Here is a 26,988-nt window from a genome sequence, read left to right as displayed (position 1 = left end):
GCGGGGGGTGTATCTCTCATCTGCTGACGAACCTACGGCAGGCGCAGGCCGTACGACAGGGCCGATCCCGACCCGCCATGTACCTCGCACACGTTCTTCACACGCTCTGCGGCCGGAGACTCCCAGATGGGAAACATCCCTGCTCAGATGCGCGCGAACGCCTGCTCGATGATGTCCAGGCCCTCGTTCAGCAGGTCCTCGCCGATCACCAGCGGAGGCAGGAAGCGCAGCACGTTGCCGTAGGTGCCGCAGGTCAGGACCAGCAGGCCCTCCGCGTGGCAGGCCTTGGCGAGCGCGGCGGTCGCCTCCGGGTGGGGCTCCTTGGTCGTACGGTCCTTGACCAGCTCGATGGCGATCATGGCGCCGCGGCCCCGGACGTCGCCGATGACGTCGTACTTGTCGGCCATGGCGGTGAGGCGGGACTTCATGATCGCCTCGATGTTCTTCGCCCTGGCGTTGAGGTCGAGCTCCTTCATGGTCTCGATGGCGCCGAGCGCACCGGCGCAGGCGACCGGGTTTCCGCCGTAGGTGCCGCCGAGGCCGCCCGCGTGAGCGGCGTCCATGATCTCGGCGCGGCCGGTGACGGCGGCCAGCGGCAGACCGCCGGCGATGCCCTTGGCGGTGGTGATGAGGTCCGGGACGATGCCCTCGTCCTCGCAGGCGAACCACTGGCCGGTGCGGCAGAAGCCGGACTGGATCTCGTCGGCGACGAAGACGATGCCGTTGTCGCGCGCGAACTGCGCGATCGCCGGAAGGAAGCCCTTGGCCGGCTCGATGAAGCCGCCCTCGCCGAGGACGGGCTCGATGATGATCGCGGCGATGTTCTCGGCGCCGACCTGCTTGGTCATCTGGTCGACGGCCTGGGCGGCGGCCTCGGGTCCCGCGTTCTCGGCACCGGTCGGCCAGCGGTAGCCGTAGGCGACCGGGACGCGGTACACCTCGGGGGCGAACGGGCCGAAGCCGTGCTTGTACGGCATGTTCTTCGCGGTCAGCGCCATGGTGAGGTTGGTGCGGCCGTGGTAGCCGTGCTCGAACACGACGACGGCCTGGCGCTTGGTGTACGCACGGGCGATCTTGACGGCGTTCTCGACGGCCTCGGCGCCGCTGTTGAACAGGGCGGACTTCTTGGCGTGGTCGCCCGGGGTCAGCTCGGCCAGCGCCTCGGCGACCTCCACGTAGCCCTCGTAGGGGGTGACCATGAAGCAGGTGTGGGTGAAGTCGGCGAGCTGCGCGGAGGCGCGGCGCACGACGGCCTCGGCGGAGGCGCCGACGGAGGTCACCGCGATGCCGGAGCCGAAGTCGATCAGGCGGTTGCCGTCGACGTCCTCGATGATGCCGCCGCCCGCGCGCGCGGTGAACACCGGCAGCACCGAGCCCACGCCCTGCGCGACGGTGGCGACGCGGCGGGCCTGCAGCTCCTGGGACTTGGGGCCGGGGATGGCGGTGACAACGCGGCGCTCCTGCGGAAGGGCGGTCATGCGGGCTCCTGGGGGTCTTGCGGGCACGTGTCTTCTGTTCTCGCAGGCTAGGCCGGGGTGGGAGGGGTCGGCATGCTCCATGTGGGCGTTTTCCCTGCCGCTCGTTGTCCGCCGTGGACATAGCCGGACCGCCCGCGTCACCTGACCGCCTCACGCCGATTCACCCGCCCCCCGGCCGTGTACCGGTGAACTCCCCTTGCCGGGGCGTTAGATTGACCGCTGACGGTGGACGGCACGGCTGGTCGGGGGCAACACGCCATGGACAGGGACGGTACGCAGGACACCCGCGGCATCACCGACCGCGCGATCCCCCGCCCGGCCGGCCCGCCGCCCCAGGTGCCCCCGCCCCCGCAGCACCGCCCGAAAGCGGCCGCACCGGTGGCGGAGTGGCTGGACGCGCCGCGCGGGGACGCCGGGCCGGGCATCTGGCGGTTCCGGTACACGTCCCCGCCCCCGGAGGAACCGAGCCGCAGGCTCGCGCCCGAGACGGTGCTGGGCGTGGCCATCCCCCTGGTCGTCGGCATCGTGCTGCTGACGCTGTGGGCACAGGGGGCGTTCCCGTACAAGAACTGGCTGATCCACATCCTCACCCCGGACGACTGGTTCTACCCGGGCACGCTCTGGCCCAAGGATCCCTCGGCGTGGGAGCCCTGGGCGGCACGGCAGACCATCGACCGGCTGTTCTACGTCGTCGTCGTCTGTGTCATGGGCTACCTCGGCAGCTGGCCGGCCCTCGTCCGGCACTTCCTGGCGCGCTGGCCGTGGCCGAGGCGCGCGGCCGTCACCGCCGCCGGCGCCCTCGTCGTCCTGGCCCTGGTGTGGCCCGGGGCGTTTCCGCTCGTCGAGGGCAACCACCTGCCGGTCGCCTCGACGGTCTTCACGCTGGTCGCCCTGGTCGGCGGCGGCTGGGAGACCGCCACGTCACCGCTGGTCACCTTCACCGTACGGACCCTGGTCACACTCGGCGTGCTCTATCCCTTCGCCCGCCTGGGCGACTGGATCCCGCTGATCAAGCAGTGGGGTGCCGCCCGGGCTGCCGGTCCCCGTCCGGCCGTCGGCCCCTCGCTCACGCCCCCCTCCCGCTGGCCCGCCCTCCGCGAAGCCGGGCAGGCGGAGGTAGCCGAGGTGTTGGCCGGGGAGGTCGTCGGGGGGCGGATGAACGACGTGGACTGTGTGCGGATCGAGGACGCGTTCGCGGCGGCGCGCCGGGAGGCGCGGCTCGGGGTGTTCCGGGACACGGTGCTGCGCGACCGCGGGGCGGCGTGGACGCACCCCTCCGGCGCGCGGGACCTGCCGCACCGGGCCGCCCGCCACGACCTGCTCACCGGCCAGGTGAGGATCGGCCGATGGGTGGCCGCGGAGCGCGCCCCCCGGCCGTACCACGACGCCGGCGCCGCGCTCGGCCCGGAGGTGCTGGGGACGTCGCTGCTGGCCGTCGGCCCCTCCGGGGCCGGCAAGACCCGTACGCTCGTGGAGCCGGTGGCCGAGGCGCTGGCGCTGCAGGCGCTCACCGGCCGCTGCGCGGTCGTCGTCGTGTCGGCCCCCGGCCGTCCGGTCGGGCCGGACGCCGCGTTCGACGTGGTCGTCCGGATCGGCGACCCCGCCTCCACCCACGATCTCGACCCGTACGCCGAGTCCCAGGATCCGGACGAGGCGGCCGACCTGCTCGCCGAGGCGCTGGTCGGCGATCTGGACGCGGTCGGCGCCCGGAGCGCGGCCACCGCGCTGGCCCAGTTGCTCGGCCCGTACCGGGCGGTGCACGGCCGCTTCCCGACCCTGCCGGAGCTGCGCGAACTGCTGGAGGGCGAGGAGACGGCCCTGGGCGGACTGCGGGACGCGCTCGTCGCGCGCGGCGACGACGTGATGCGGCGCGAACTCGACGCCCGGATCCGGCAGACGGGCACGGCGGGCGACCCCGGCGGCCCGCTCGCCGACCGGCTGGCGCTGCTGAACCGGCCGGTGTTCGCGGACTTCTTCGGCGGTGGCGGCCCGGCCCGGCCGTTCTCGCTGCGTGCGGTCGCCCACCACCCGCTGCGGGTCCGCATCGATCTGCCCGAGCGCGGCCACGAGGAGGCGGGCCGGCTGATCACGCGGCTGGTTCTCGCCCAGTTCCACACGGTCGTCCAGGAGCCGGGGCGAGCCCACTTCGCCGGGCTGGTGCTGGACGACGCGACCGGTACGGTCACCGCCGGGTCGGTGCGCCGCGTCCAGCGGCTGCGTTCCCAGAACGCGGGCGTGCTGCTCGCCCTGCGCTCCCTGGGCGACGTCCCCGAGGCGCTGCACGGTCCGCTGTACGGGGCGGTGGGCTGCCGGATGGCGTTCTGCGGGGTGACCACCTGGGACGGCAGCCGGTTCGCGCAGTCGTGGGGCACCGAGTGGGTGGAGACCACGGAGGTCGCCAAGCACACCGTCTTCGCCGACCAGCCGATGACGCGGGCCATCCACGCGCTGCGCAAGCTGGTGACGGGCAAGGCGGTGACGACGGACGCGGTGACCGTGCGCGAGGTGGAGCGGGAGCGCTGGTCGGCGTCGCAGCTGGCGCACGAGGTGCCGCCCGGGCACGCGGTGCTGTCGCTGACCCGGATCGACGGTGAGCACACTCCGCCGCTGCTGGTCGATCTGCGGGGCTGAACGGGAGCCGCGCACCCCTCCGGTGAGGCAGAATCGACCCAGGCCGTTCATACGTGGCGGCCAAAAGATCATGACCCGACGGTCACGGCCGGAAGACGACGGCCGGGAGACGTCGGCCCGGAAGACGTCGGCCGGAGGTTCGCCTTCGGAAGATCGCGACGCGCACGCCTCCCCGGTCCGGGACTCGTCCCGCCGCCCCGTCCCCCGACCTGAAGGTCCCATGCCGCCGACCCTCGCCTCGCTCGTCCACCACTCCGCGCTCAAACTGACCGTGCGGGCAGGCGGGGACCGTCTCGACGTGCCCGTGCGCTGGGCGCATGTCAGCGAGCTCGCCGACCCCGTGCCGTACATGGAGGGCGGGGAGCTGCTGCTGATCACCGCTCTGAAGCTGGACGCCGAGGACCCCGAGGCGATGCGGCGCTATGTCCGCCGGCTGGTCGGGGCCGGTGTCGTCGGCCTGGGCTTCGCCGTCGGGGTGAACTACGAGGAGGTCCCCAAGGCGCTGGTCGACGCGGCCGAGCAGGAGGGGTTGCCGCTGCTGGAGGTGCCGCGCCGCACCCCGTTCCTGGCGATCAGCAAGGCGGTGTCGGCGGCCATCGCGGCCGACCAGTACCGGGCGGTCACGGCCGGTTTCGCCGCCCAGCGGGAGCTGACCCGACAGGCGCTGACGGCCGGCCCGGAGGGACTTCTGACCGCGCTCGCGGCGCAGGTCGACGGCTGGGCGGCGCTCTACGACGCGTCGGGCGCGGTCGTCGCGGTCGCGCCCGAGTGGGCGAGCCGTCGGGCGGCGCGGCTGACGGCCGAGGTGGAGCGGCTGCGGGACCGGGCGGCGCCCGCGTCGGCGGTGGTCGGCGGCCCGGAGCACACCGACCACGACGACCGCGTGGAGTTGCACTCGCTCGGCACCGGCCGGCGTCCGCGCTCCGCGCTCGCGGTGGGTACGGCGGCCGCCCTCGGCACCGCCGAGCGGTACGCCGTGCACTCGGCGATCGCCCTGCTCACCCTCACCACCGAGCGCTCCAGCTCGTTGCGCGCGGCCGAGCAGCGGCTCGGCACGGCCGTGCTGCGCATGCTGCTCGCGGGCGAGCCGGACCACGCCCGGGCGGTCGCCGGTGAGCTGTACGGCCCGTTGCTCGACGCGCCGTTCCGGATCGTCGTCGCCGAGTCGGCCTCGGCGTCGGCCGCCCGGGCGCAGGCGGACGTCCAGCCGCACCCCGGCGGCGGCCGGGCGGGCGGCGGGGAGTTCGCTCCCCGGGGTACGGCGGCCAGGCCGTCGGCCGCCGCGCTGGCCGCCGGCGATCCGGCGGGTGATCCGCTGGACCGGCTGGCGGAGGTGGTGGAGTCGTCCGCCGCCCGCTCCGGGGAAGCGGTGCTGGTCGTCCCGGAGGGGGAGCGGCTGGTGGTCCTCACGGCGGACGGGGGCTCGGCGGTCACCTCGTGCCAGGAGTACGCCGCCGCCCTGGAGGCCGGGCGCGCGTCCGGCGGAGTGCGGGAGGCGGCCGAGGACGCCGAACTGGTGCTCGGGCTGTCGGCGCCGGCCGGTCCGATCGCGGCGGCCGCGGCCTACAAGCAGGCCGAGCAGGCGCTGTCGGTGGCGCGGCGCCGGGGCCGGGTGTGCGTGGAGCACGAGCAGCTGGCGGCCGGTTCGGTGCTGCCGCTGCTCGCCGACGACGCGGTGAAGGCGTTCGCGGACGGGCTGCTGCGTGCGCTGCACGAGCACGACGCCACCGGGCGCGGCGATCTGGTCGCCTCGCTGCGGGCCTGGCTGTCCCGGCACGGCCAGTGGGACGCAGCGGCGGCGGACCTGGGCGTCCACCGCCACACCCTGCGCTACCGGATGCGCAGAGTGGAGGAGATCCTGGGCCGCTCCCTGGACGACCCGGACGTACGCATGGAGCTGTGGCTGGCGCTCAAGGCCACCTCGGCGGAGTGACGAAGGAGCGCCGCGGCGCCCGTGCCGGGGGGCGGGGGTCGGCGCGACCCGGCGGGCGGGGAAGCAGATCACCGGGCGCACCCTGCCCGCTCCCGGACAGGGCATCGCGCCCCCGGGGGCCTTGACTGCGAGCCCCCGGAAGGGGACAGTGAGGGATACGTCGTAAACGTACCTCGTAACCAGCGCACACGAGAGCATCTTCGCCATGGCCCGCAGCGAACAGTTCTCGGCTCCCTCGGGCAAGGAACGCCGACTCGTACGGTTCGCCGCCGACGAGGTGCCCCGGCCCGGTCCGGGCCCCGGCGGCGCCCCATCCGGGCGCACGCCCGCGGCCCCGCCGTCCACGGTCCTCGTCACCGGCGGCGCCGGCTTCGTCGGCAGCCACGCCTGCGTGGAACTGCTGGACCACGGCTACGAGGTGATCGTGGTCGACGACTACTCCAACAGCACCCCCCAGGTGCTCGCCCGGGTGGAACGGCTCGCCGGCCGCTTCGTCGGCGCGGTCTACGAGCTGGACATCCGCGACCGGAACTCCCTGTCGGCCGCCTTCGGCCGGCACTCCGTGGACGCCGTCGTGCACTTCGCCGGGCTCACGTCCACGGACAGGTCGACGCGGTTGCCGGTCCAGTACTACGACTCCGTCGTCGGCGGCACGACCACCCTGCTGCGGACCATGCACGACCACGGGGTGCACCAGCTCGTGTACTCCTCCTCCTGCTCCGTCTACGGCGACGCCGGAGGCGGCCCGCTGCCGGAGGGCACGCCCGCGCGTCCCACCAACCCCTACGCGGCCGCCAAGCGGCTGTGCGAGCAGATCCTCGCCGACGTCTGCCGTCGCTGCCCGGAGTACACCGTGCTGTGCCTGCGGTCCTCCAACGCGGCCGGCGCCCACTCCAGCGGGCTGCTCGGCGAGGACCCCCTCGGCGCACCCTCCAGTCTGATGCCGTCCGTGGCTCAGGTGGCCGCCGGCCGACGCAGGCACCTGAGTGTCCACGGTGACGACTACCCCACGCACGACGGCACGCCGGTCCGCGACTACCTCCACGTGATGGACGCCGTCGAGGCGCACCGCGTCGCGCTGGACCATCTCGCCGACGGACCGGGCATGCACACGTACAACCTCGGTACAGGGAAGGGACGTTCCGTCCTCGACGTGGTCTCTGCCTTCTCCCGGGCATCCGGCAGGCCCGTTCCGTACGAGGTCGTGCCCCGCCGTCCCGGAGACGTCGCCGAACTCGTCGCCGACGCGACCACCATCGAGAATGCCTGGGGCTGGCGCCCCGAGCGGGACCTCGCCGACATGTGCCGTGACGCCTGGCACTTCCAGCGGCTCAACCCGCACGGCTACGCTGGCTCCGCGCGGCGGCCGGAGAGGCAGGAGTGGTACGGCCCGTAGGCGAGCAGCGGTCGGTGAGCGCGCGTCCCGGCCCGGGGCCGCCTGCCGAGATGCAGTGGATGCGCGTCGTCTCTATGCTCGATACGGGCGAAGCGGTTGGTGTCCCGATGCAGCCCCGGTGTCCTGCGCCCAGGGGAGGCAAGTGCCTTGCTGCTGCCCCATCGGCTGATGGCAACCTGTGTCGCGCTGGTCGGTGTGGTGACCGCCCTGGGCGCGACCTTCTCGGAGCTGCGTGCTCCGCTGTGGGCCGTCGCCGGACTGACAGCCGTCGTCGCCGTCCTGACCGGGATCCGCGTCCACCGGCCCGGGCACGGCTGGCCGTGGGGGATGCTCGCGGCCGCGCTGCTGGCCTTCACCGCGGGCGACTGCCGCAGCGCGCAACTGACGTACTCCCCCGGCCCCGATTCGTTCCCCTCGCCGTCGGACGCCTCCTGTCTCGCGGTCTACCCGCTCCTCGCCACGGCCCTCTTCGGCCTGGTCCGCTACCGCTGGGCCGACCGCGACCTGCCCGGCACGCTGGACACGCTGATCATCACGGTCGGGCTGGCCCTTCCGGTGTGGGCGTACCTGATGAGGCCTCTGGCCCGGCCGGAGGACCTGACCTGGCTGCAGGAAGCGGTCAGGATCTCCTACCCGCTGGGCGGCGTCCTGGTGCTGGCGCTGCTGGTCCGGCTGCTCACCTCACGCCCGGGTTCACACCGCAACCGCTCCGTACACCTGCTCGTGCTGGGCACCCTCACCCTGCTCTGCTTCGATGTCGCCTACGGGGCCCACCGGATCGCCGGACGCTGGGAGGCCGCCGCACCGCTGGGCGTCGGAGGGATCGTCTTCTGCACCGCCTACGGGCTGGCCGCGCTGCACCCCTCGATGGTGGAGCTGACCGCGTCCGAGCCCCGGTCCCCGTCCCTGCCGCCGCCCTGGCGCTGGCTGCTGGTGGCCGGCGCCACGCTGATCGCACCAGCCGTCCTGGCTCACGAGGCACTCGACGGCAACATGCACGAGGCGCCGGTGGTGGCCGCCTTCTCCGCTCTGCTCTTCCTGCTGGTGGTCCTGCGAACGGGCGCCATGGTGACCGCGCACCGGGAGATCGTCGTACGGGAACGCGAGGTGCGCACCGCGGCCGCCGCCCTGAGAGCGGCGGCCCGGCCGCAGGACATCGCACGCGCCTGCGACGCCGCGGTCGGTGCGTTGCTCGGGCCGAAGGTCCCGCACGCGACGGTCCTGCTACCGGCCCGGGAGTCCGCCGTGCTGCACCCGCTGCTCCGCCCCGCCGGCACCGCGGACCGGGACGGCGTGCAGAGCGCCGGGCCGCGTGGGAACGGGCCGGCAGGGCCTGCCCGGTACCTCGACGTGATGGTCCCCGTCCCGGCACTCGGCCCGGCCCTCGCCGAGCGGCTCGGGGAACTGCCCATGGCGCTGCTGTGCCCCCTGGTCCAGCCCGAGGGGCCGGGGGGCGGCGTGCTTGCGGACTTGCTGGTGGCAGCGGGGCCCGAGCGCCGACTGACCGAGATACGCGACGCGCTGGAGATCCTCGCCTGGCACGCCGGCCTGGCGACGGAACGCCTCGCCCTGCGCAACGAGACCATCCGCAACAAGAACGAAGCCTACTTCCGCACCCTGGTGCACAACGCCTCGGACGTCATCATCATCGTCAACGAGGACACGACGGTCCGCTATGCCAGCCCGTCGGCGCGTGCCGTCTTCGGGCGGGCCGATCTGGCCGGTACGCGGCTGCGGGAACTGGTGGACCCGCCGGACCGGGGCCAGGTGGACCGCACCCTGGAGGCCCTCGACGAAGACGGGCGGCAGGAAGTCCACGATCACTGGTGGGTCACGCCGGCCCCGCAGGACGCCGAGGGGGTGGAGCACATCGAGGTCGAGGTCAGATGCCGCGACCTGCGGGACGACACGACGGTGGCCGGTCTGGTCGTCACCCTCCGGGACGTCACAGAACAGCGGCGGCTGGAGTTCGAACTCACCCAGCGGGCCTTCCACGATCCCCTGACCGGCCTTCCCAACCGCACCCTGCTGCTGGAGCGGGCCGAGCGCGCCCTGTTGCGCGCCCGCCGGGATCCCGCCGTCACCTGTCTGCTCTTCATCGACCTGGACGACTTCAAGAACGTCAACGACACCTTGGGCCACTCGGTCGGCGACCGACTGCTGTGCGCCGTGGGTGAGCGTCTGTCGAGGATGCTGCGCCGCAGCGACACCGCCGCCCGGCTCGGCGGCGACGAGTTCGCGGTCCTGATGGAGGACGTGAAGCAGTCCCTCGACGGCGAGCTCCTCGCGGCGCAGGTGATCCAGACCCTGAGCCAGCCCTTCCACCTCTCCGGCGACCTGGTGAACGTCTCCGCCAGTGTCGGCGTGGCCACGGCCCGGGACAGCACGGACGCGCACGAGTTGCTGGGCCTCGCCGATCTCGCCCTGTACGCGGCCAAGGCCGCCGGGAAACGGCAGTGGCGCCGCTTCCGGCCCCAGCAGCGCACCCGCATGGCGGAACGGCACGAACTCCTGGCGCGCCTGAACGAGGCGGTGAGCAGGGGGCAGTTCGCCCTGCGCTACCAGCCGGTGGTGGACCTCGCCACGGGCGACGTCGCCGGGTTCGAGGCCCTGGTCCGCTGGCGGCACAGCCGGTACGGTCTGGTGCCGCCGGAACAGTTCATCCCGCTCGCCGAGGAGACCGGGCAGATCTCACCGCTGGGCGCCTGGGTACTGCACCACGCGGCGGCAGACGTCGCCCGGCTGCGGCACAACACCTCCCGGCGGTTCGCGGCGCCGTACGTCAGCGTCAACGTCTCCGCCCACCAGTGGCGGGGCGCGGAGTTCCTCGACGAGGTGTGCGGCGCTCTCGACGCCGCCGGTCTCGCCCCCGGGGCACTGTTGCTGGAGATCACCGAGTCGGTGCTCATGCGGCGCGACCGGGAACTCGACAGGCTCGTCGGCGAGATGAAGGACCTGGGGGTGCGCATCGCGGTCGACGACTTCGGCAGCGGCTTCTCGTCGCTGCGCTACCTCCGAGAGCTCCCCGTCGACGTACTCAAGATCGACAAGACGTTCATCGACGACCTCGCACACAACACCCGGCAGGTGGCGCTCGTCCAGGGAATCATCCACCTCGCGGACGAACTGGGCCTCGAGGTGATCGCCGAGGGCATCGAGGAGTCGGCGCAGCAGGAGTTGCTGACGGGCATCGGGTGCCGGTTCGGGCAGGGCTACCTGTTCGCGGCGCCGATGACGGTGGAGCAGGGCGAGGAGGTGCTGCGCCGGCAGGACGGGGGCGGGCGGCCCGAGGGGGGCGGGGCGTGACCGTGCCAGACCAAGGAGTTCTGGGGGCTGCGCTCTGATCGGATGCTCCGCGTACAAGGGCCCCCGGGCCGCCCGAGGATCGGCCTACCGTGCTGCCGTCCTGCGCCCGCCGAACAGCGCGAACGCCGTCTCCACCAGCGCGATGTGGCTGGACGCCTTGGGTGCGTTGCCCAGTTGGCGACCGGCGTCCGGGTCCCACTGCTCCGACAGCAGCCCCACGTCGTTGCGGACGCCGAGAACCCGCTCGAAGACCTCGCGGGCCTGTGCGCCGCGACCGGTCGCGGCGAGGGCGTCGGCATACCACAGGGAGCACGTCACGAACGCGCCCTCACGGCCGTCCGCGCCGCCGCCGTCGGGGGCGTACCGGCGTACGAAACCGCCGTGCTCCAGTCGACGCATCTCACGGACGGTGCACCGCACCCTCGGGTCCCGGCCGGGCAGGAAGCCGAGCCGGGGCATCAGCAGGGCGGAGGCGTCCAGACCGGCCGAACCGTAGGACTGCACGAAGGACCGCCGCTCGGCGTCCCAGCCCCTGCGCAGGACCTGCCGGCGCACCTCGTCGCGCAGGACCCGCCACCCGGCCGATGATCCGTTGCGTCCCAGCAGCTCCGCCATGAGCAGCGCCCGGTCGGCGGCCACCCACACCATGACCTTGGAGTGGACGAACTGCCGCCGCGGGCCCCGCTCCTGCCACAGCCCCTGGTCGGGCTCACGCCAGTGCCGTTGCAGGAAACCCATCAGCGCTTCGATCACGTCCCACCCGTGGGCGGGCATGGGGATCCCCGCCCGCAGGCACAGCAGGAGCGTGTCCAGGACCTCGCCGTGCACGTCGAGCTGGAAGTGGCCGGCCGCGGAGTTCCCGAACCTCACCGGGCGGGACCCCTCGTACCCGGTCAGCCAGTGCGCCTCGGTCTCGGGCAGCAGCCGCTGGCCGCCCAGACCGTACACGGTCTGCAGATCGGCCGGGTCTCCCGCTACCGCCCGCATGAGCCACCCGAGCCAGGCGCGTGCCTCCTCCCGGTACCCGCTGCGCAGCAGGCACGACAGAGTGAGGGTGGAGTCGCGCAGCCAGCAGCACCGGTCGTCCCAGTTGGCATCACCGCCGATGCACCCGGGCAGCGAGGTGGTGGGTGCGGCGACGATGCCCCCGGTAGGAGCGCAGGTGAGCGCCTTCAGGGTGATGAGCGAGCGCACCACGGCGTCCCGCCACGGCCCCTGGTACCGGCACCGGCCCGCCCAGTCGCGCCAGAAGTCGTCGGTCTCCTTCAGCAGCGTCTCCGCCGGGACGCCCATCGCGGCGGGCGGCCCGGGGTGATGCGAGGGCGCCCACACCAGGGTCAGGGCGAGCCGCCGGCCGGCCGGGACGGTGACGTCCCAGACGGTGGAGCCCTCCCGGCCGAGCGCTTGCACCGCACCGTCCGCGGCCAGCCACACCGCGTCCGGCCCGGCGACCGCGACGCTGCCCTCGTCGCGGGCCCGGACCCAGGGCACCACGCGGCCGTGGTGGAAGCGCAGGCGCAGCTCGCTGCGCACACGCACGGCCCCCGACACCCCCTCGACCACGCGGACCATGCACGGCGCCTCGGTACGGGGCGGCATGAAGTCGGTGACCCGGACGACTCCCTCGGCGGTCTCCCACCAGGTGTCCAGGACCAGCGTGTCGGGCCGGTAGGCGCGGCGGGCGCGGGCCCCGGCCGCGGCAGCCGGGGCGACCCGCCAGAAGCCGTTGTCCTGCGTGCCCAGCAGCGCGGCCAGGCAGGCCTCCGAGTCGAACCGGGGCAGACACAGCCAGTCCACGGAGCCGTTCCGGCCGACCATGGCGGCCGTCTCCAGGTCGCTGAGGAGGGCGTAGTCCTCGATGGGAGCACTCATGAACGCGTCGCCGTCCTCTCGAACCGGTCGGCCGAAGAGGCGGAGGGCCGGACGTCCGGAGAGTGCGGCCGCGGCGCCTGCGCGTGGTTCGCACGCATATTTACGTTGTAAACATACAGTTTCACCCTTCAGTCGGGCAAGTCGGCACGAGCCCGTGAGCGGCCCCCACGCCCCCTGCCCCGCCGCCTTCTTCACGGCCCTGCATGACCCCCCAGCCTGGACGGAGGACGTAGAGGCACACCCCAACGGGCTCGCCTTGACTCCACGGAAAGACCGGACGAAAGTGTATGTATACGCCGTAATCATCTCTTTAGGTGCCATTCATGAAGTCTCTTGCTGCGGCCGGCCACTCCCCGACCGCTGTCGTTCCCCACCCACTGCGCCGTGCGACCGACTGGCCGAGGCGCGCGTCCTCCCGCCCCTCCGCCGCCCAGGCGGGCAACGTCCGGTGCCGCCGTGCGTCCGACAGGATCACCGAGGCGACGACGAGCGAGGTCTGCAACGTGCCCAGGCGCTGGTCGCCGATATGCCGCCACCGGGCCCCCGGAGCCGCCCCGCGGACGGCCGGGCGTCGCCGCCCGGGCGGCTCGGGCACCGCCCCGGGCGGCGATCCGGAACCCGGAGAACATCACCGGGCCGCCCTCCTCCGGCGTCCATGGGAAGGCGGCGATCCGTGATGGCTTTCAGGCTCGTGCGTCCGATGGTGGATCTGGAGCTGATCCTCCCGGCGTTCAACGAGGAACGCCGTCTGCCGTCCACCATCGGCGTCACCGTCGACCACCTCGCCGCCCGGCCCTGGACCTCCGCCGTCGTGGTGGTGGACAACGACAGCGCCGACGGCACCCGCGACGTCGTGGAGCGCTTCGCCCGCGCACCGGTCCCCGTCCGCACCATCGGCTGCAGCGATCACGGGAAAGGAGCCGCCGTCCGCCGGGGCATCGCCACCTCTTCGGCCCGGTACGTGGGATTCGCCGACGCCGACAGCGCCACCCCCATCGCAACGCTCGACCAGATCATGGTCCTGCTCGAGCAGGGCCACCCGGCGGTGATCGCCTCTCGGCGCGCCCCCGGAGCCCGCTACGAGACGGAGCAGCCCTCGCTCCGCCGCTGCGGCGGCTGGGCCTTCAGGCAGCTGGCCCGGCTGACGATCCCCGACGTCGCCGACACACAGTGCGGCTTCAAGTTCTTCGACGGACCGCTCATCCGCGAGGTCGTCCGTGACTGCCGCGTCGACGGTTTCGCCTTCGACGTGGAGATACTCGCCCGCCTCGAACGCCGGGGACACCGCGTGACCGAAGTGCCGGTCAGCTGGTGCGACGTGCCGGGATCGACGTTCTCGGCACGCCGGGACGGTCTGCGTTCGATGGCCGATCTGATCAGGATCTCAAGGGTCCGGGGGTGACCGCCATGACTGCACTGAACGAGCTCGCTCGAGCCGACATCCTCTTCCTCAACTGGCGTGATCCCTCCCATCCGCAGGCCGGCGGCGCCGAGGAGTACTGCTGGCAGACCGCCCGCCGCTTCAGCGAGGCGGGCGCCCGCGTCACGGTGTTCACCGCGCGCCACCCGGGATCGCCGCCCAGTTCGATGTCCGAGGGCATACGGATCTTGCGCGGCGGCGGCACCTACGGTGTCTACGCCGCGGCGGCCCGGCACCTGCTGAGCCACCGGCACGCCTACGACGCCGTCATAGACTGCCAGAACGGCATTCCCTTCTTCTCACCGCTCTTCAGCCCCCGCTGGACCGCTGACCTGTGCGTGGTGCACCACGTCCACCAGAACCAGTTCGACATGCTCCTGCCCCGGCCGCTGAACATCGTCGGCCGGCTCCTGGAGAAGCAGGTCAGCCGCGCCGTCTACCGCGGGCGGCCGGTCGTCGTGGTCTCGCCGTCCACCCTGGAGGGGATCCGGCGCGAACTGGGCTTCCACAACCCCGCCTACATCGTGCCCAACGGGTCCCCGCCCGTCAGCGCCTGTGACGGACCACGGGCCGCGCTCGGTGTGCCACGCAGCCGCACGCCCGCCATCGCGGTCGTCAGCAGACTCGTCCCGCAGAAGCGGCTGGAACTGCTGGTGCGGGCGATGCCCACGCTGACGCAGAAGATGCCGGACATACACCTCGACATCGCCGGTGACGGAAGCGAACTCGACCACCTGCGGGCCCTCGCCGTGCGCGAGGGGGTCGGCGGCGCCGTCTCCTTCCACGGCCGGGTGAGCGAGGCACGCAAGTGGGAGATGCTGGCCCGGGCGTGGCTCACGGTCGCCCCCTCCGTGGCCGAGGGCTGGGGCCTGACGGTCATCGAAGCCAACGCCGTCGGTACCCCTGCCGTCGTCTACGACGTGCCCGGTCTGCGCGACGCGGTCCGGCCCGGCCGGACCGGATGGCTCCTGCCCCCGGAATCGGATCTGGCCTACGGGATCGCCGACGCGCTGGGCTCACTCGCCGACCCCGCCGCGCGGGAGCGGGCGGCGGCCCGGTGCCGGTCCTGGGCGGCCACGTTCTCCTGGGACAGCAGCGCCGAGCGGCTGGCCGCCGTGGTCCTGGAGGAGATGACGCGGACGCGACGGCACCGGCACTCGCGCCGCCGGCCGAGCGATCTCTCGGTCATCGGCAGCTTCCTCGTGGCGGACGGCGACGCGATGGAGCGCTTCCTCCGCAACGCCCTGCGGCTGACCGACGCCTGGGACCGCCAGGGGAACACCTTCCGGGTGCTCCTGCACGGCTGCGACGAGGTCCGCGCCGTACGGGCACTGGGGCGCCTGGGGGTCGACCCGGACGAACTCTCCCTGGCGAGCCGCCAGGACGTCCTGGTGGGAACGATCGTTCCCACAGGGCCGGAACCGGCGGCCGGCCCGCTTCCCGTCCGCCTCGGCGGCGCTCTCGGCGACAGCGACCGGACCACGCCATGACATCCCTCAGCACCTCGGTCCACCGCGCGGGCGCCCGATCCGACGATGTCACCGCCGTTCAGGGAGCGCGCTGGATCACCGCGGCATGGCTCATCATCGGTGCACTCAACTACGGCTACGCCCTGCTGCTGACACGGCTGCTGAACGTCGACGACTTCGCGACCTTCGCCGCGGGGCAGGGGCTGGTGCTCTGCGCCGCGACCGTGGCGCTCGTCGCGATCCCCTGGGTGCTGGCGCAGGCTCTGGCACGCGCCCGTTCGCAGGCCGACCGCAGCGATGCCGTGCGATTCTCCGTGGTGATCGCGGTGACCGGCGGCGTTCTGGCGAGCGCGGCGGTCGCCCTGGTCGCCACCCGGTTCGCCGGCGCGGGCACGGTCGCCGCCCTGGGCGGTGCCACCCTTCTGATCTACGTCACGCGGGTCAGCGGCGGCTGGCTCCAGGGCACCGAGCGGATGCGCACCCTGGCCTGGGCCCTCACCGGTGAGGCGGTCCTGAAGGTCGTGGTCGGCCTGTTCCTCGTCTCGGTCCTCGGGTTCGGGGCCACGGGTGCCCTGGCAGCCTTCGGGGTCGCCGCGGTCCCCCTGCTGATCTGGTGGCCGTACCGGATGACTCGCGGGGGCGGATGGTGGGCGGACGCACGCGCCAACCGCGACCTGTGGCGACGTGCGCTCGGGCTGGGCACGGTGCAGAGCCTGGTGGCCCTGATGGCCTCCGTCGACCTCGTCCTGATCACCCTGCTCCCGGCCGACGGCCCGGCCACGGCCAGCTACCAGGCGAGCGTGATGATGGGCCGGGCGCCCCTCTTCCTGGCGGGCGCCATCTCGGTCGCCTTCTTCCCCGCGCTGTCCCGGCGCCGCATGGGAACTCCGCTGGCCGGGAGTGCCATGCGGATGTACCTCATCGTGGCCCTTCCCCTCACGGCGGTGTACGCGACCACACCACCCGAGGTGTTCGACGTGGTCTTCCCGTCCGACTACGGCCTGATCAGCCGGCTGGTGGTGTTCACCGCGGTTTCGGGATTCGCCGTCGGCGGCATCAACCTCGTCTCCACCTTCTTCCAGGCGGTCAACGACCAGTCCTGCCAGTACCGTCAGGCCGTCGGAGTGCTGCTCTTCGTCGCGGGTCTGCTGGCCGGCTGGAAGGCTGCGGGAGTGCTCGGGCTCGCGATCGGCGGCTGTTGCGGCGCGGTGGCGGCGCTGCTGCTGGTGGCACACCTGCTGGTACGCAGGCAGGGCTTCCACGTCTTCGCGCAGTTGCCGATGGTCGAACCGATCGTCGTCATCGGCGTGCTCGTGGCGCTGCGCCCGGTCCCCGTCGTGTGGCTGATCGCCGCGACGGCCGTGGCGGTCCTGGCGACCGTTCGTTTCCTGCGCCACCGCACCACGGCCGCCGCGCAGGGGCCGTCGGAGGCCTCGGGACCTGCGCAGGACACCCCGGCGCGGCCCGCACGAGCATCCACGGCGACCGCGGGTGCCGCGCACGCACCCGACGCGGTCGGCGTCAGGCACGGCGGCGGCCACCCGGGCGACGGGCACCCGAACGGCGACACCGCACCCCTCCGGCTCCTCCTCGACGCCGTGTGGCGCCGCGACGCGCGGCCCGCGGGGGACGACGAGCTGCGCGACGCCATGCGGGTCGCCCGAGCCTGCCGGACGGAGGCCCTGCTGGCCCGGGCCTACCCGCGGCAGCTGGCCGCGGCCGTGACCGAGGTGGAACAGCGCGACGCGGTGTTTCGCAGCACTGTGCTCGAGGCTACGCAGCGTCTGCTGACCGCTGGTGTCCCGAGCGTCCTCATCAAGGCCGACGAGCCGGGCGAGCACCTCGGCGGCGACTTCGACCTGGTGGTCCCCGACGGGCAGTGGGCGGCGGCGGAGAGAGCCCTGTCCGGCTGGTGGGTGCGCCGCGAGCGGTACTGGCTGGAGCGCTCGTCGAAGGTGTTCCTGTGGCCTGCGAGCGGGCCTGCCGCCCATCTGCACGCGTCGGTGGGTTGGTTCGGCGTCCCCGTCATGCCCAACGCCCGGCTGTTCGCGGGCGCCCGCGCCGCGCAGGGCGCCCCCTGGCTGGAGCCCTGTCCGGCCGACCGCCTGCGCATCTGGCTCGCCCACGCGCTCTTCCAGAACCTGTCCTTCGAGCTGTCCGAACTGCTTGCCGTCCGGCCGCTCCTGCGGCCCGAAGTGGTTGCCGAGTCCCGACGGGAAGCGGGCCGGGAGGGCTGGGGCACCGCCCACAGCCATGCCCTGTCGACGGCCGTCGCGGCCATCGGAAGGCTCGACCGCGGCGAGGCCCTCGCCCTGCCCGTGCCGCTTCCCGTCCCGGTCTCGCTTCGCGTGGCGGCGGAGCACACCCCCCGGCTGCTGCGCGAGAAGCACATCGCGGGCGCCGTACGCGAGGCAGCGCTCAGGGTGCCGCTGTGCGTTGCCAAGTCCCGGAAGCGAGGTACCTCATGAGCCTTCGACACGCTTCCCGCAAGCCGCGCCGCGGCCCCGCACCGAGCGTCGGTACCGGGCTGAGGAGGCACCTCGGCTCTTCCGGCGGCCTCCTGGTGGCGGTTTCCGGCCCCGACGACTCCGGCAAGACGACCCTGGTCCACCAGGTGGTCGCGACGCTGCGTCGACGCGGCTACACGGTCACGAGGACCTACTGCTACGGCTGCGTGCTGTGCCGCCGCTTCCCCGGACGTCCCCGGTCGGCGCAGCCGGCGGGCTCGCGGTCCCCGGCGGGGGCCTGGTTCGACGCCGTCCACGCCCGCATCGACGCGTCCGAGATCGCGGCGCGGCTGGGCGCGGCGCGGCTCCGAGCCGCGGTGCGCGGCCTCACGGGCCGCCCGAGCGTGATACTCACGGACCGAGGGCCGCTCGACTGCCTGGCGAAGTTCGACCCCTCGGCCGGCTCACGGACCGCCGCGCTCTTCAGCCGCCTGGCCGGTGCCTACGATGTGACGCTGCTCCTGAAGAGCGCGGCAGAGGCGGACGGCGGCGCGGACGACGGCAGGGAGCCGGGTCGGCGCTGGCAGGAACGCTACCGCCGTTGGGCGCCCGCCGCGGGCGGCGTCGTCCCACTCGACGCACTCGCCACCACGCCGGCCGCCGCCGCGGACACCGCCGTGCGGTCGTTCGCCTCGCACGACGGCACGCTGCCGCGCCTGCGAGCGGGCCACGACGGCACCGGCGACGGCGCCGCCCCCTCCCGGCGCGGGCAGGTGGTGATCTCGAACTTCGACGACAGCCGGAACACGAGCTACCGCGGCGGCGGATCGGTCGTCGTCGAACACGTCGCCCGGCGGCTTGCGAAGGAATTCGACGTCACCGTGGTCACCGCGGCGCGACACGGCGGGACCCTGGTACGCGACGGGCTGCGATACCGCTTCGTACCGGTCTGCTGGGCCGGTCCGCGAGCCGCCCAGCTGCTGTTCCAGGCCGCACTGCCCCTCATCGCGCGGAGGGTCCGGCACGACGTGTGGCTGGAGAACCTCACGCCGCCCTTCACCACCGGCCTTCTGCCCCGCCTCTCCGGGCGGCCCGTCATCGGGATCAACCAGTGCCGCTGCGGGGAGGCCACCTGGCTGAAGTACCGCATTCCCGCCTTCCCCCTCGAGCACCTCGGCTTTCGCAGCTACCGGCACCTGGTGGTCCTGAACCGGGCGGACGCCGCGGACGCCCGGAGGCACAGCCCCAAGGCGGCGGTACACCTCATCGAGAACGGCGTGGACCAGCAGTACGTCGACGACTCCTCCTTCGGCGGCGGCGGGCACATCCTCTTCCTGGGCCGGGTGGACGTGCGGTTGAAAGGGCTGGACCTGCTGCTCAAGGCCTACGAGGCGGCCGCCCCGGAGCTGCCCCTGTACATCGCCGGACACGGCACACCGGCCGAGGAACGCAAGGTGAAGGCGATGCTCGCCCGGACCGGCGGCGACGCCCGCTGGCTCGGCTACCTCGACCACGAACCCAAGCAACGACTGCTGGCGGAGAGCGCCTTCATGGTCATGCCCTCACGCAGCGAGACCTTCGGCCTCGTGGCGCTCGAGAGCATGGCGCACGGCAAGCCGGTGATCCACTTCGACCTGCCCTCTCTGCGCTGGATGGACGGCAAGGGGAACGTCAGCGTTCCCCCCTTCGACGTCGAGGCGCTGGCCAAGGAGATCGGCCGCCTCGCCGGGGAGCCGGACGTCCGCCGTGCGCTCGGCCGACAGGCGCATACGGCATCGCAGCAGTACACCTGGGAGGGCATGACCGAACGGTATGCGGATCTGGTGCGCGGCGTGCTGGCGTCCACCGCTGCCGCCACGGGACGGCGGGAGGCGATCCGCGATGACTTCTGAGGCCGTCACCGACACGGTCGCACAAGGCGGTCCGATCGTGGTGCTGTCACCCCACGCCGACGACGCGGTGCTGTCCTGCGGGGCACTGATGGCCCACGCCCGGCGGCAGGTGCCCGTCACCGTCCTCACCCTGTTCACGAACGGCGGCCCGCCGCCGTACACCCTGTCCGCACGCCGTTGCCTGCGACTGGCGGGGGTGCGGGACGCGAAGGAACTGTACGCGGCACGGCGCGCCGAGGACCGTCAGGTACTCGAGGCCATGGGCGTCGCCTGGCGGCACGCGGGATTCACCGACGGGCTCTTCCGCCGCAAGACGGAGGGCGGCCGCCGGGCTAGCCGGGTGCTGCCCGAACGGGATCACGTCTACCCCACGTACCGCGCGCATCTCGCCGCCGGGAGCATCTCACCGCACGACGACGGCCTGCTGCGGGACCTCACCCGTGTCGTCAGGGCGCTGGACGTTTCCGGGACACCGGGCGGCAGCGGGCCGCTGATCCTGGCGCCGCTCGCAGTCGGCGGGCACGCCGACCATCTGCTGGTCAGGACCGCAGCCGAGCTGAGCGGGCGCCGCGTGGTCTACTACGCCGACTTCCCCTACGACCAGAGCGGTGTCCCCGACGCCGCCTTCGTACGACGCAACAACCTCGGCCGGCCCGTGGCCTGGACCCTGGGGCTGCAAGCCAAAGCGGCCTCGATCCTCGGTTACCGCACGCAGGCCCGGGCCATGTTCCCCGGCGGGCAGGTCCCGCTCGCCCCCGAGTTCTACCTCTTCCCCGGAGACTCCCCATGACCGTTGCGGAGGCACCCCACGTGCGGACCCTGCCCCGGCAGACCTCCCGGAGAGTGTCGACGCCGGTCCTGGCGGGCGGCGTCTTCCTGTTCGCCCTGGCCCTGCGCCTGGTGAACGTGGGCCGCTCCGCCGACCTCTTCGTCGACGAGCTGATCTACCGGAAACTGGGCGTCAGCGCCGCGCAGGGCGGATTCCCCCGCACCTCGGAGGGTCTCTTCTTCCTGCATCCGCCGGGCTACTTCTACGTGCAGGCGGGCTGGGGCAAACTCGTCGGCTTCAGCCCCGACCTCGTCACCGGCGTGTACCAGGCCCGGCTGGTGAACGTTCTCCTGGGTGCCGCCACGGCCGTCCTGGTGCTGCTCCTGGTCACCATGGCCGGATCCCGCACGGCCGGCGTGGCGGCCGCCCTGCTGTTCGCGCTGGACCCGTACATCATCCGGCAGAACGACCGGGTGATGCTGGACACCCAGACCATGCTGTTCGTACTGGCCGGATACCTGGTGCTCCTCACCCTGTCCCGCGAGCCGCTGCCGGGTCGGCCCCGCCTCAGGGCCGCGGCGGCCGGTCTGCTCTTCGGGCTGGCGCTGCTGACCAAGGACCACTCGGCTCTGATCACTCTCCTGCCGCTGCTCATCGCACTGTCCCTGGGCTGGGGCGCGCCGCGGCGGCTGATGCTCATCACGCTGGGAGTGAGCCTGCTGCCGTACGGCCTGTACGTGGGCCTCGTGGGCCTGAGCGGCCATATCTCCCCGTTCTGGTACGCCAAGTACCACGGGGCGGCCCGCCTGATCGGGATCGTCCAGGAGTCCGGGTTCAACGCGCCCGGCACTCCGGCGTTGACCAGTCGGCTCACCGACCAGGTGACGACCTACGCGTCCACGTACGCGCTCCTGCTCGCGGGACCGATCGCTCTGGTGGTTCTGCTGCGCCGCAAGGACCCCGTGCTCAGGATGCTGGCGCTGTTCCACCTGTGCGCCGGGCTCACCCTGCTGTTCGCGCTCGCCCAGGGCACGCTGGAGGAACAGGCGCTGTACCTGCTGATCGTGCCGACTCTCGTGGCGCTGGGCGCCGCCCTCTCCGTCGGGATGCAGTGGTACCGGCAGCGGAACGGCCGGGGCAAGCGGCGCCGTGTCCTGCTGCTGGCCACCGTCGGCTTCCTCGCCGCGGCCCTCGCCTTCTCCGGCACCTCCTACGCCAAGGTGCGCACCGGCCACGACGACGGTTACGCCGAACTGCGCGACTACATGGACAAGCACGTGCCCGCGGGCAGTGCCGTCATCGCAGCCGACGGCGGGGCCAGCGGCGGCGTCTCGTCATGGGCGCTGCGGGACAAGTACAGGATGGGCGACTGGGTCACACGCCAGGACCGGTCCCGCGCGCACGCGCGCTATCTGGTCGTCCCCTGGAAGGTGATCGACCAGGGGTACGGCCGGATGGACGCCCGTACGGCCCGGGCCCTCGCGGACGAGGGGCGCCTGGTGTTCTCCTTCTCCGGGCGCTCCTACGGCACCCTGGCGCTGTACGAGCTGCCGCTGCCACCGCCCGGGACGGAGCACGCGCCCTCGCCGGCCTGGGGCCTGCGTACGGGGGCCGACCATGGCCGCTGACGACCGCTGCCGTCCTCGGGTCCTGCTCCTCACCAGCGGCCCGGTGGACGGGGGGCTGGGAGGGGACACCGACCTCGCGATGGCCCTGGCGCGGGGCGTCCCGAACGTGCGCTACCGCTGGTTCCGGAAATGGCCGCGACCTGACGCGATGGTGCGGGACATCCCGGGGACGCCGGTGCCCCTCGCCTCCCGGGACGGCGTTCCCCACCTGCCGGAGCGGGTGCAGGCGGCGGCCGCCGGAACGGTGCTGGGCCGGCGGTGCGATCTCGTGCATGCCGTGCTGACGATCGGCAGCGGCTTCCCCCGGTTCTCCCGAGTCTGGCCGAGGCTCCTCGGCGGCACTCCGGTCCTGCACACCGTCCCCGGCGTCATGGACCCCGCTCTTCTCGCGCAGTGCCATCCGCTCGGGCCCACCGTGGCATTGTCCGAGGCCACCGCGAAGGCATTGCGCACCGCCGGGTTCCAGGACGTCCGCGTGATCTCGCCCGTCGTCCCGCTCGACGCGTGGCCCTGGCGGCCCCGTCCGTCCGCGGAGCCGCCGACCGTGCTGGTCACCGGACACCACGACGAGGGGGGCGGTGCCGAGGAAGCCCTCGCTTCGGCGGCGGTCGCCTCGCGTGCCGGAGCCCGCTTCCGGCTGGTGCTTGCCCTGCGAGACCGGCCGGGGCAGGACACGCGGGCGCGGGAGCGCGCGCTGCGGGCCCGCGCGGCCCGTGCGGGCCTGCCCGAGACGGAGGTGCTGGGGCACGTTGACGACATGCACGGTCTCATGGCCTCCGCGGACGTCCTCCTCTACGTCCCACGGACGCTCGGCGGCAAGGCGGACATTCCACTCACGGTGCTCCAGGCCCTGGCCACCGGGCGCCCCGTCATCCTGAGCGGGCTTCCGCAGTTCGAGTCACTGCACGACACCGTGGTGCGGTCCGCACCGGGAGACTGCCTCGGCACCGGCCGCCTCCTGGTGCAGTTGTGGGAACGGCCCCGGTGGTGGCGGCAACTGGCGGAGCGGGGCCGCGCGGTGGTCGAGGAGCACTTCGGCGAGGCGCGGTTCCTGGCGCAGTACACCAGCCTGTACGAGGAGTTGCTGCCATGACGGACCGGTCCGGGTGCGCCGGGAGGCGCCTGCGCAGCCGCCGGTGGGCCGTGTGCCTGGCGGTCGCCGTCGCCGTCGCCGTCGTCGCCGTCGTCGCCGCAGGGCTCTCCTTCAGCCGGCTCGGCAACGACAACGGCCACCAGGAGAGGTACTTCTTCGGCACGCTTCAGACGAGCCCGCGCACCGCACGCGCGAGCGCGGACCACGGGATCGGCGTGGCCCATATGACGGTCCACTGGAACCGGTTCGAACCGGCTCCCGGGCAGGTGGACCAGGGCTACGTCGCCACGATCAAGGAGAAGGTGCGGGTCTTCCACGACGCGGGCCTGCGTGTGGAGGCGGGCCTCGGCCTCAACAGCCCGCCGGCCTGGCTCTTCGACAGGTATCCGGACGCCGCCTTCACCGACCAGGACGGCGCACGCTTCACCGAGGCCCCGAACCTGGTGTTCAGCCAGGAGGTCCGCAACGAGGTGGCAGGTTATCTGCGACGTCTGGACCGGCAGATCGGCCTGGGCAGTTTCTGGGCCTTGCGCATCGGTGTGAACGACACCGGAGAGTTCACCTATCCGCGGCCGGCCCCGGACACCCGGGGCCACGCGTCGTACTGGGCCTTCGACCGGCACGCGCAGGCGGGCGGAGCGGATCCCGGCCGGCCCGCGACCGTGGCGCCGAATCCCTTCCCCGGGTGGCGGCCGGGGCAGCCCGAGTATCGGGGCGCACCCATGGCCACGGGGCAGGTGTCCCGGTGGTACGACTGGTATCTCAGCGCGCTGGCCGATGCGGTGAACTGGCAGATCCGGCAGTACGAGGCGCTGGGCTACACCGGACGTCTGCTGGTGCTGGTCCCCGGCGCCGGGTTCTATCCGGGCGACCTGTCCGCCGCCCTGCGCGACCACCTGGGGGCCACCGCCGTCGGCGGGCTCCTCAGCCGAGGCGCCGGCTTCTACCGCACGATCGGGCTCATCGATCACCGGCCCGGCGTCCAACTGGTGTCCACGGCCCTGGTGGACGGATCCGGCACGCCGAGGAACAACGCCTGCCGGTCTGCGGACCGCGCCGTCGACCTCGACGCCCTCGCCCGGGGCAGCGGGCCGGAGGCCCGTGTGCGGGCGTGGTCGTCGGTGCGGTGGGTTTCCCGGATCGCCGCCCACTACGGCTTCCACGTCAGCGGAGAGAGCGCGGGACCCCACGTGGCCGCGTACCACCCGGGCGTCATGAACGAGGCCGGGCGCCAGCTCAAGGCCTGCGGACTCACGGGACTGATGTGGGCCTTCGACCACAATCTCCACGACGGCACTCCCGGATCCTCACTCCAGGACTACGCCCTGCTCATCGCGCGGTTGCAGAGAGGAGGCACCCCATGACGGTGACCGTGCACACCCCTGACGGCCTCGCCGCGGGAGACCTCGCCGCCTGGAGCGCATTGCAGCAGTCGTCTCCGGCGCTGGCCAGCCCGTTCCTGTCCGCGCAGTTCGCCCAGGCCGTGGGACGGCAGCGCCCCTCGGCACGGGTCGCCGTACTCTCGGACGCGGCCGGACCGGTGGGCTACTTCCCCTTCGAGCGCCACAGGCTGGGTCTCGGGATGCCCATCGGCAGCGGTCTGTGCGACACCCAGGGGCTGATCCACGCCCCGGGGCTGGACTGGGACGTACAGGAACTGCTGCGGGCCTGTCGCCTGTACCTGTGGCGCTACGACCATCTCACCGCGGACCAAGGGCCTTTCGACAGGGGAGTGGTCCGCCGGTCCGCGTCGCCGGTCATCGACCTGGCGCAGGGCTTCGAGGCGTACGCGGCGGAGCTGAGGGCCAGGTCCCGGGAACGGACCAGACAACTGGAGGCGAAGGAACGGCGGTTGCGGCGCACCCTGGGCGAGGTTCGGCTGGTGTTCGACGACCCGTCGCCCGTGTCCCTCGACACGCTGATGCGGTGGAAGTCGGCCCAGTACCGGGCCAAGGGGCAGGTGGACCTGTTCGCCGGTCCCTCGGTCGTGGCACTGCTGCGGGAACTGCACCTGACCCGGGCAGCCGACTGCTCGGGCATCCTGTCGACGCTGTACGCGGGCGAGCAGCCCGTCGCCGTCCACTTCGGGCTGCGCTCACGCCGGGTGCTGCAGTACTGGTTCCCCGCCTACGCCCCCGAGGCCGCGCGCTTCTCACCCGGCATCCTGCTGCTGCTGAAGATGGCCGGGGCGGCGGCGGCCCAGGGCGTCGAGTGCCTCGACCTCGGAAAGGGCGACGCGCGGTACAAGCATGAGATGAAGACGGGCGACCGGCCCCTGGGCGAGGGGTGGGTGTCCCTGGGCACCGTGCCGGCGGCGCTCCGGCACGCCCAGATGGCGTCGGTCCAGCGTATGCGGGCGGTGGTGGCGGGAAGTCCGGCGCTGAGGCGGATCGCGCTCAAGGCCCTCGACGTCCGTCACCGGGCCGCAAGGAGGAGCTGACGCGCGGCGGGGTCAGCCCTGGAAGCCGATCACGCGTTTGACGGCCTTCCGCAGGCCCTGGTCGACGGTGGAGACGGGAAGCCGTTCCCGGTAGTAGCGGGGAGAGGCGACGACGTCCGCTCCGAAGCCGTCCTTGAACCGGGCCAGGGACGCACCCTGGCGGGACCCGCCCAGGTCGTACTCCCGGCAGCCCGCCGCGCAGGCGTCCTCGATCGCCAGCGAGTGGAGCAGGGGGGTGGCCCGGACCGGATGGGCCAGGTCCCTGTTCATGGCCGCGTGCCACATCTTGGCGTGCGTTCCGTGGCGCAGGACGACGATCGCCGCCGCAGGCTCCCCGGCGTGCCGGGCCACCCAGATCGCGCACGCCTCTCCCAGCCGCTCGGCAACCGTCTCCACGCGCTTCCTGGGGAAGGCGCGCGTTCTGCGCCACCGGGCGAGCGCCAGCGGCTCGTGCTGCTGGGCCGCCCAGCGTTCGATCGACTGCTGGAACAGCGCGTAGAACTCCGGGACCAGACGCCCGGTGCGGTCCACTTCCACCTCGACGTCCGAGCGCTGGGCGCGGCGGACGTCGCGCCGCATCCTCGGGTGGAAGCGCCGCTCCCAGACGGCGCCGAACCCGCCGTCGAGGCCGAGCACATGGACCGTGTGCAGATCCTCCCGGAAGCCCGCCGGCGCCGCGTGTGCCCACGTCGCGGCGTCCTCGGGACGCAGCCGCAGGCCGACGCGGAGGGCCGGTCGCCGCGCGAGGTCGTCGAAGACCGCCCGGGCCTGCCGCGGGCCGACGCCCTCCGGGGACACGGGACCGCCCACGCCCCACTCGGCCGGCCAGGACTCCTCCGTCTCCAGCCATCGCGGGCGCCGGCGCCGGGACACCAGAGGGAGCACCAGTCGGGTGCCGCCCTCGAACTCGTACAGGCGGCTGGTGTCCTCGTACGGCCCGCCGGCACGGACGCAGTCGAGCCAGGCGGGGGTCTGGGTGACCTTGGTCGCCGGGTCCTGGTCCGCGAGCCGCCACCAGGTCTCCCGAGGCGCCGGAGTGGTCACGCGCACGGGTCCGGCGGACGTGTCCGTCAGGAGCACAGCGGGTGCGTTCACGGCCTTCTCCTGCCTGCATGAGGCCGGGGCCCGCGGCGTCCGGACCCGCGGCCGGGCGGCTGCCTCCACGCAAGGAGCCTAGCCGGGGTGGACGACAAGGGCATTCCGGCCTTTTCCGT

At 73.0% G+C, this 26,988-nt stretch carries 16 protein-coding genes; 13 read left to right on the top strand and 3 right to left on the bottom strand.

Annotated features, from left to right (window positions below; all coding sequences use genetic code 11):
- Positions 1 to 143: 143 nt before the first annotated feature.
- Positions 144 to 1,478, bottom strand: coding sequence for a 4-aminobutyrate--2-oxoglutarate transaminase (gene gabT, locus ACSLTV_RS31340; protein WP_432137981.1), 1,335 nt, complete (start codon positions 1,476 to 1,478; stop codon positions 144 to 146).
- A 258-nt stretch (positions 1,479 to 1,736) separates the two neighbouring features.
- On the opposite strand from gabT, the gene ACSLTV_RS31335 reads away from it, so the two are divergent.
- The 4 genes from ACSLTV_RS31335 (at position 1,737) to ACSLTV_RS31320 (ending at position 10,744) form a co-directional block, all read left to right on the top strand.
- A complete protein-coding gene (locus tag ACSLTV_RS31335; protein WP_435613328.1) occupies positions 1,737 to 4,109 on the top strand; it encodes an ATP/GTP-binding protein in 2,373 nt (790 codons plus the stop codon).
- Positions 4,110 to 4,329: 220 nt separating this feature from the next.
- On the top strand, positions 4,330 to 6,042 hold the full coding sequence (locus ACSLTV_RS31330) for a PucR family transcriptional regulator (protein WP_432137979.1): 1,713 nt from the start codon (positions 4,330 to 4,332) through the stop codon (positions 6,040 to 6,042).
- A gap of 205 nt (positions 6,043 to 6,247) precedes the next feature.
- Positions 6,248 to 7,438 carry a UDP-glucose 4-epimerase GalE gene (galE, locus tag ACSLTV_RS31325; RefSeq protein WP_432137978.1) on the top strand — a complete coding sequence of 397 codons (1,191 nt, stop codon included), beginning with the start codon at positions 6,248 to 6,250 and terminating at the stop codon, positions 7,436 to 7,438.
- Positions 7,439 to 7,606: 168 nt separating this feature from the next.
- On the top strand, positions 7,607 to 10,744 hold the full coding sequence (locus ACSLTV_RS31320; RefSeq protein WP_435613327.1) for a putative bifunctional diguanylate cyclase/phosphodiesterase: 3,138 nt from the start codon (positions 7,607 to 7,609) through the stop codon (positions 10,742 to 10,744).
- Positions 10,745 to 10,828: 84 nt separating this feature from the next.
- On the opposite strand, the gene ACSLTV_RS31315 is transcribed toward ACSLTV_RS31320, so the two are convergent.
- A complete protein-coding gene (locus ACSLTV_RS31315) occupies positions 10,829 to 12,616 on the bottom strand; it encodes a glycoside hydrolase family 15 protein (protein WP_432137976.1) in 1,788 nt (595 codons plus the stop codon).
- 676 nt (positions 12,617 to 13,292) lie between these two features.
- Between ACSLTV_RS31315 and ACSLTV_RS31310 the strand changes: the two genes are divergently transcribed.
- The 9 genes from ACSLTV_RS31310 to ACSLTV_RS31270 are packed head-to-tail and all read left to right on the top strand — an operon-like array spanning position 13,293 to position 25,774.
- Positions 13,293 to 14,018 carry a glycosyltransferase gene (locus ACSLTV_RS31310; protein ID WP_435613326.1) on the top strand — a complete coding sequence of 242 codons (726 nt, stop codon included), beginning with the start codon at positions 13,293 to 13,295 and terminating at the stop codon, positions 14,016 to 14,018.
- 5 nt (positions 14,019 to 14,023) lie between these two features.
- Positions 14,024 to 15,526, top strand: a complete 1,503-nt coding sequence (locus tag ACSLTV_RS31305) for a glycosyltransferase family 4 protein (RefSeq protein ID WP_432137974.1) — start codon at positions 14,024 to 14,026, stop codon at positions 15,524 to 15,526.
- Complete coding sequence (locus ACSLTV_RS31300; RefSeq protein WP_432137973.1) at positions 15,523 to 17,973, top strand: oligosaccharide flippase family protein; 2,451 nt, start codon at positions 15,523 to 15,525, stop codon at positions 17,971 to 17,973. Before ACSLTV_RS31305 ends, ACSLTV_RS31300 begins: the two co-directional genes overlap by 4 nt.
- Positions 17,970 to 19,844, top strand: coding sequence for a glycosyltransferase (locus ACSLTV_RS31295; RefSeq protein ID WP_435613325.1), 1,875 nt, complete (start codon positions 17,970 to 17,972; stop codon positions 19,842 to 19,844). Before ACSLTV_RS31300 ends, ACSLTV_RS31295 begins: the two co-directional genes overlap by 4 nt.
- On the top strand, positions 19,834 to 20,634 hold the full coding sequence (locus ACSLTV_RS31290; RefSeq protein ID WP_432137971.1) for a PIG-L deacetylase family protein: 801 nt from the start codon (positions 19,834 to 19,836) through the stop codon (positions 20,632 to 20,634). Before ACSLTV_RS31295 ends, ACSLTV_RS31290 begins: the two co-directional genes overlap by 11 nt.
- Complete coding sequence (locus ACSLTV_RS31285; protein WP_435613324.1) at positions 20,631 to 22,241, top strand: ArnT family glycosyltransferase; 1,611 nt, start codon at positions 20,631 to 20,633, stop codon at positions 22,239 to 22,241. Before ACSLTV_RS31290 ends, ACSLTV_RS31285 begins: the two co-directional genes overlap by 4 nt.
- Positions 22,231 to 23,334 carry a glycosyltransferase gene (locus ACSLTV_RS31280; protein WP_432155595.1) on the top strand — a complete coding sequence of 368 codons (1,104 nt, stop codon included), beginning with the start codon at positions 22,231 to 22,233 and terminating at the stop codon, positions 23,332 to 23,334. The genes ACSLTV_RS31285 and ACSLTV_RS31280 overlap by 11 nt, the downstream gene beginning before the upstream one ends.
- Positions 23,331 to 24,698, top strand: a complete 1,368-nt coding sequence (locus ACSLTV_RS31275; RefSeq protein WP_432137968.1) for a beta-galactosidase — start codon at positions 23,331 to 23,333, stop codon at positions 24,696 to 24,698. The genes ACSLTV_RS31280 and ACSLTV_RS31275 overlap by 4 nt, the downstream gene beginning before the upstream one ends.
- Positions 24,695 to 25,774 carry a GNAT family N-acetyltransferase gene (locus ACSLTV_RS31270; RefSeq protein WP_432137967.1) on the top strand — a complete coding sequence of 360 codons (1,080 nt, stop codon included), beginning with the start codon at positions 24,695 to 24,697 and terminating at the stop codon, positions 25,772 to 25,774. Before ACSLTV_RS31275 ends, ACSLTV_RS31270 begins: the two co-directional genes overlap by 4 nt.
- A 12-nt stretch (positions 25,775 to 25,786) precedes the next feature.
- Here the strand turns inward: ACSLTV_RS31270 and ACSLTV_RS31265 are convergent, their stop codons facing one another.
- A complete protein-coding gene (locus ACSLTV_RS31265; protein ID WP_432137966.1) occupies positions 25,787 to 26,869 on the bottom strand; it encodes a GNAT family N-acetyltransferase in 1,083 nt (360 codons plus the stop codon).
- Positions 26,870 to 26,988 lie beyond the last annotated feature (119 nt).

The sequence above is a fragment of the Streptomyces sp. bgisy159 genome (assembly GCF_965341775.1).
GTDB lineage: Bacteria > Actinomycetota > Actinomycetes > Streptomycetales > Streptomycetaceae > Streptomyces.
Note: the sequence above shows the minus strand (reverse complement) of the source record. Positions and strands in the feature narration are given on the sequence as shown.

Excerpts from the sequence above, each read along its gene's own strand:
- ACSLTV_RS31285 (WP_435613324.1), top strand. The coding sequence starts at position 20,631 with ATGACCGTTGCGGAGGCACCCCACGTGCGGACCCTGCCCCGGCAGACC.
- ACSLTV_RS31290 (WP_432137971.1), top strand. The coding sequence starts at position 19,834 with ATGACTTCTGAGGCCGTCACCGACACGGTCGCACAAGGCGGTCCGATC.
- ACSLTV_RS31320 (WP_435613327.1), top strand. The coding sequence starts at position 7,607 with ATGGCAACCTGTGTCGCGCTGGTCGGTGTGGTGACCGCCCTGGGCGCG.
- ACSLTV_RS31300 (WP_432137973.1), top strand. The coding sequence starts at position 15,523 with ATGACATCCCTCAGCACCTCGGTCCACCGCGCGGGCGCCCGATCCGAC.
- galE (WP_432137978.1), top strand. The coding sequence starts at position 6,248 with ATGGCCCGCAGCGAACAGTTCTCGGCTCCCTCGGGCAAGGAACGCCGA.
- ACSLTV_RS31295 (WP_435613325.1), top strand. The coding sequence starts at position 17,970 with ATGAGCCTTCGACACGCTTCCCGCAAGCCGCGCCGCGGCCCCGCACCG.
- ACSLTV_RS31330 (WP_432137979.1), top strand. The coding sequence starts at position 4,330 with ATGCCGCCGACCCTCGCCTCGCTCGTCCACCACTCCGCGCTCAAACTG.
- ACSLTV_RS31270 (WP_432137967.1), top strand. The coding sequence starts at position 24,695 with ATGACGGTGACCGTGCACACCCCTGACGGCCTCGCCGCGGGAGACCTC.
- ACSLTV_RS31275 (WP_432137968.1), top strand. The coding sequence starts at position 23,331 with ATGACGGACCGGTCCGGGTGCGCCGGGAGGCGCCTGCGCAGCCGCCGG.
- ACSLTV_RS31315 (WP_432137976.1), bottom strand. The coding sequence starts at position 12,616 with ATGAGTGCTCCCATCGAGGACTACGCCCTCCTCAGCGACCTGGAGACG.
- ACSLTV_RS31310 (WP_435613326.1), top strand. The coding sequence starts at position 13,293 with ATGGCTTTCAGGCTCGTGCGTCCGATGGTGGATCTGGAGCTGATCCTC.
- ACSLTV_RS31335 (WP_435613328.1), top strand. The coding sequence starts at position 1,737 with ATGGACAGGGACGGTACGCAGGACACCCGCGGCATCACCGACCGCGCG.
- gabT (WP_432137981.1), bottom strand. The coding sequence starts at position 1,478 with ATGACCGCCCTTCCGCAGGAGCGCCGCGTTGTCACCGCCATCCCCGGC.
- ACSLTV_RS31305 (WP_432137974.1), top strand. The coding sequence starts at position 14,024 with ATGACTGCACTGAACGAGCTCGCTCGAGCCGACATCCTCTTCCTCAAC.
- ACSLTV_RS31280 (WP_432155595.1), top strand. The coding sequence starts at position 22,231 with ATGGCCGCTGACGACCGCTGCCGTCCTCGGGTCCTGCTCCTCACCAGC.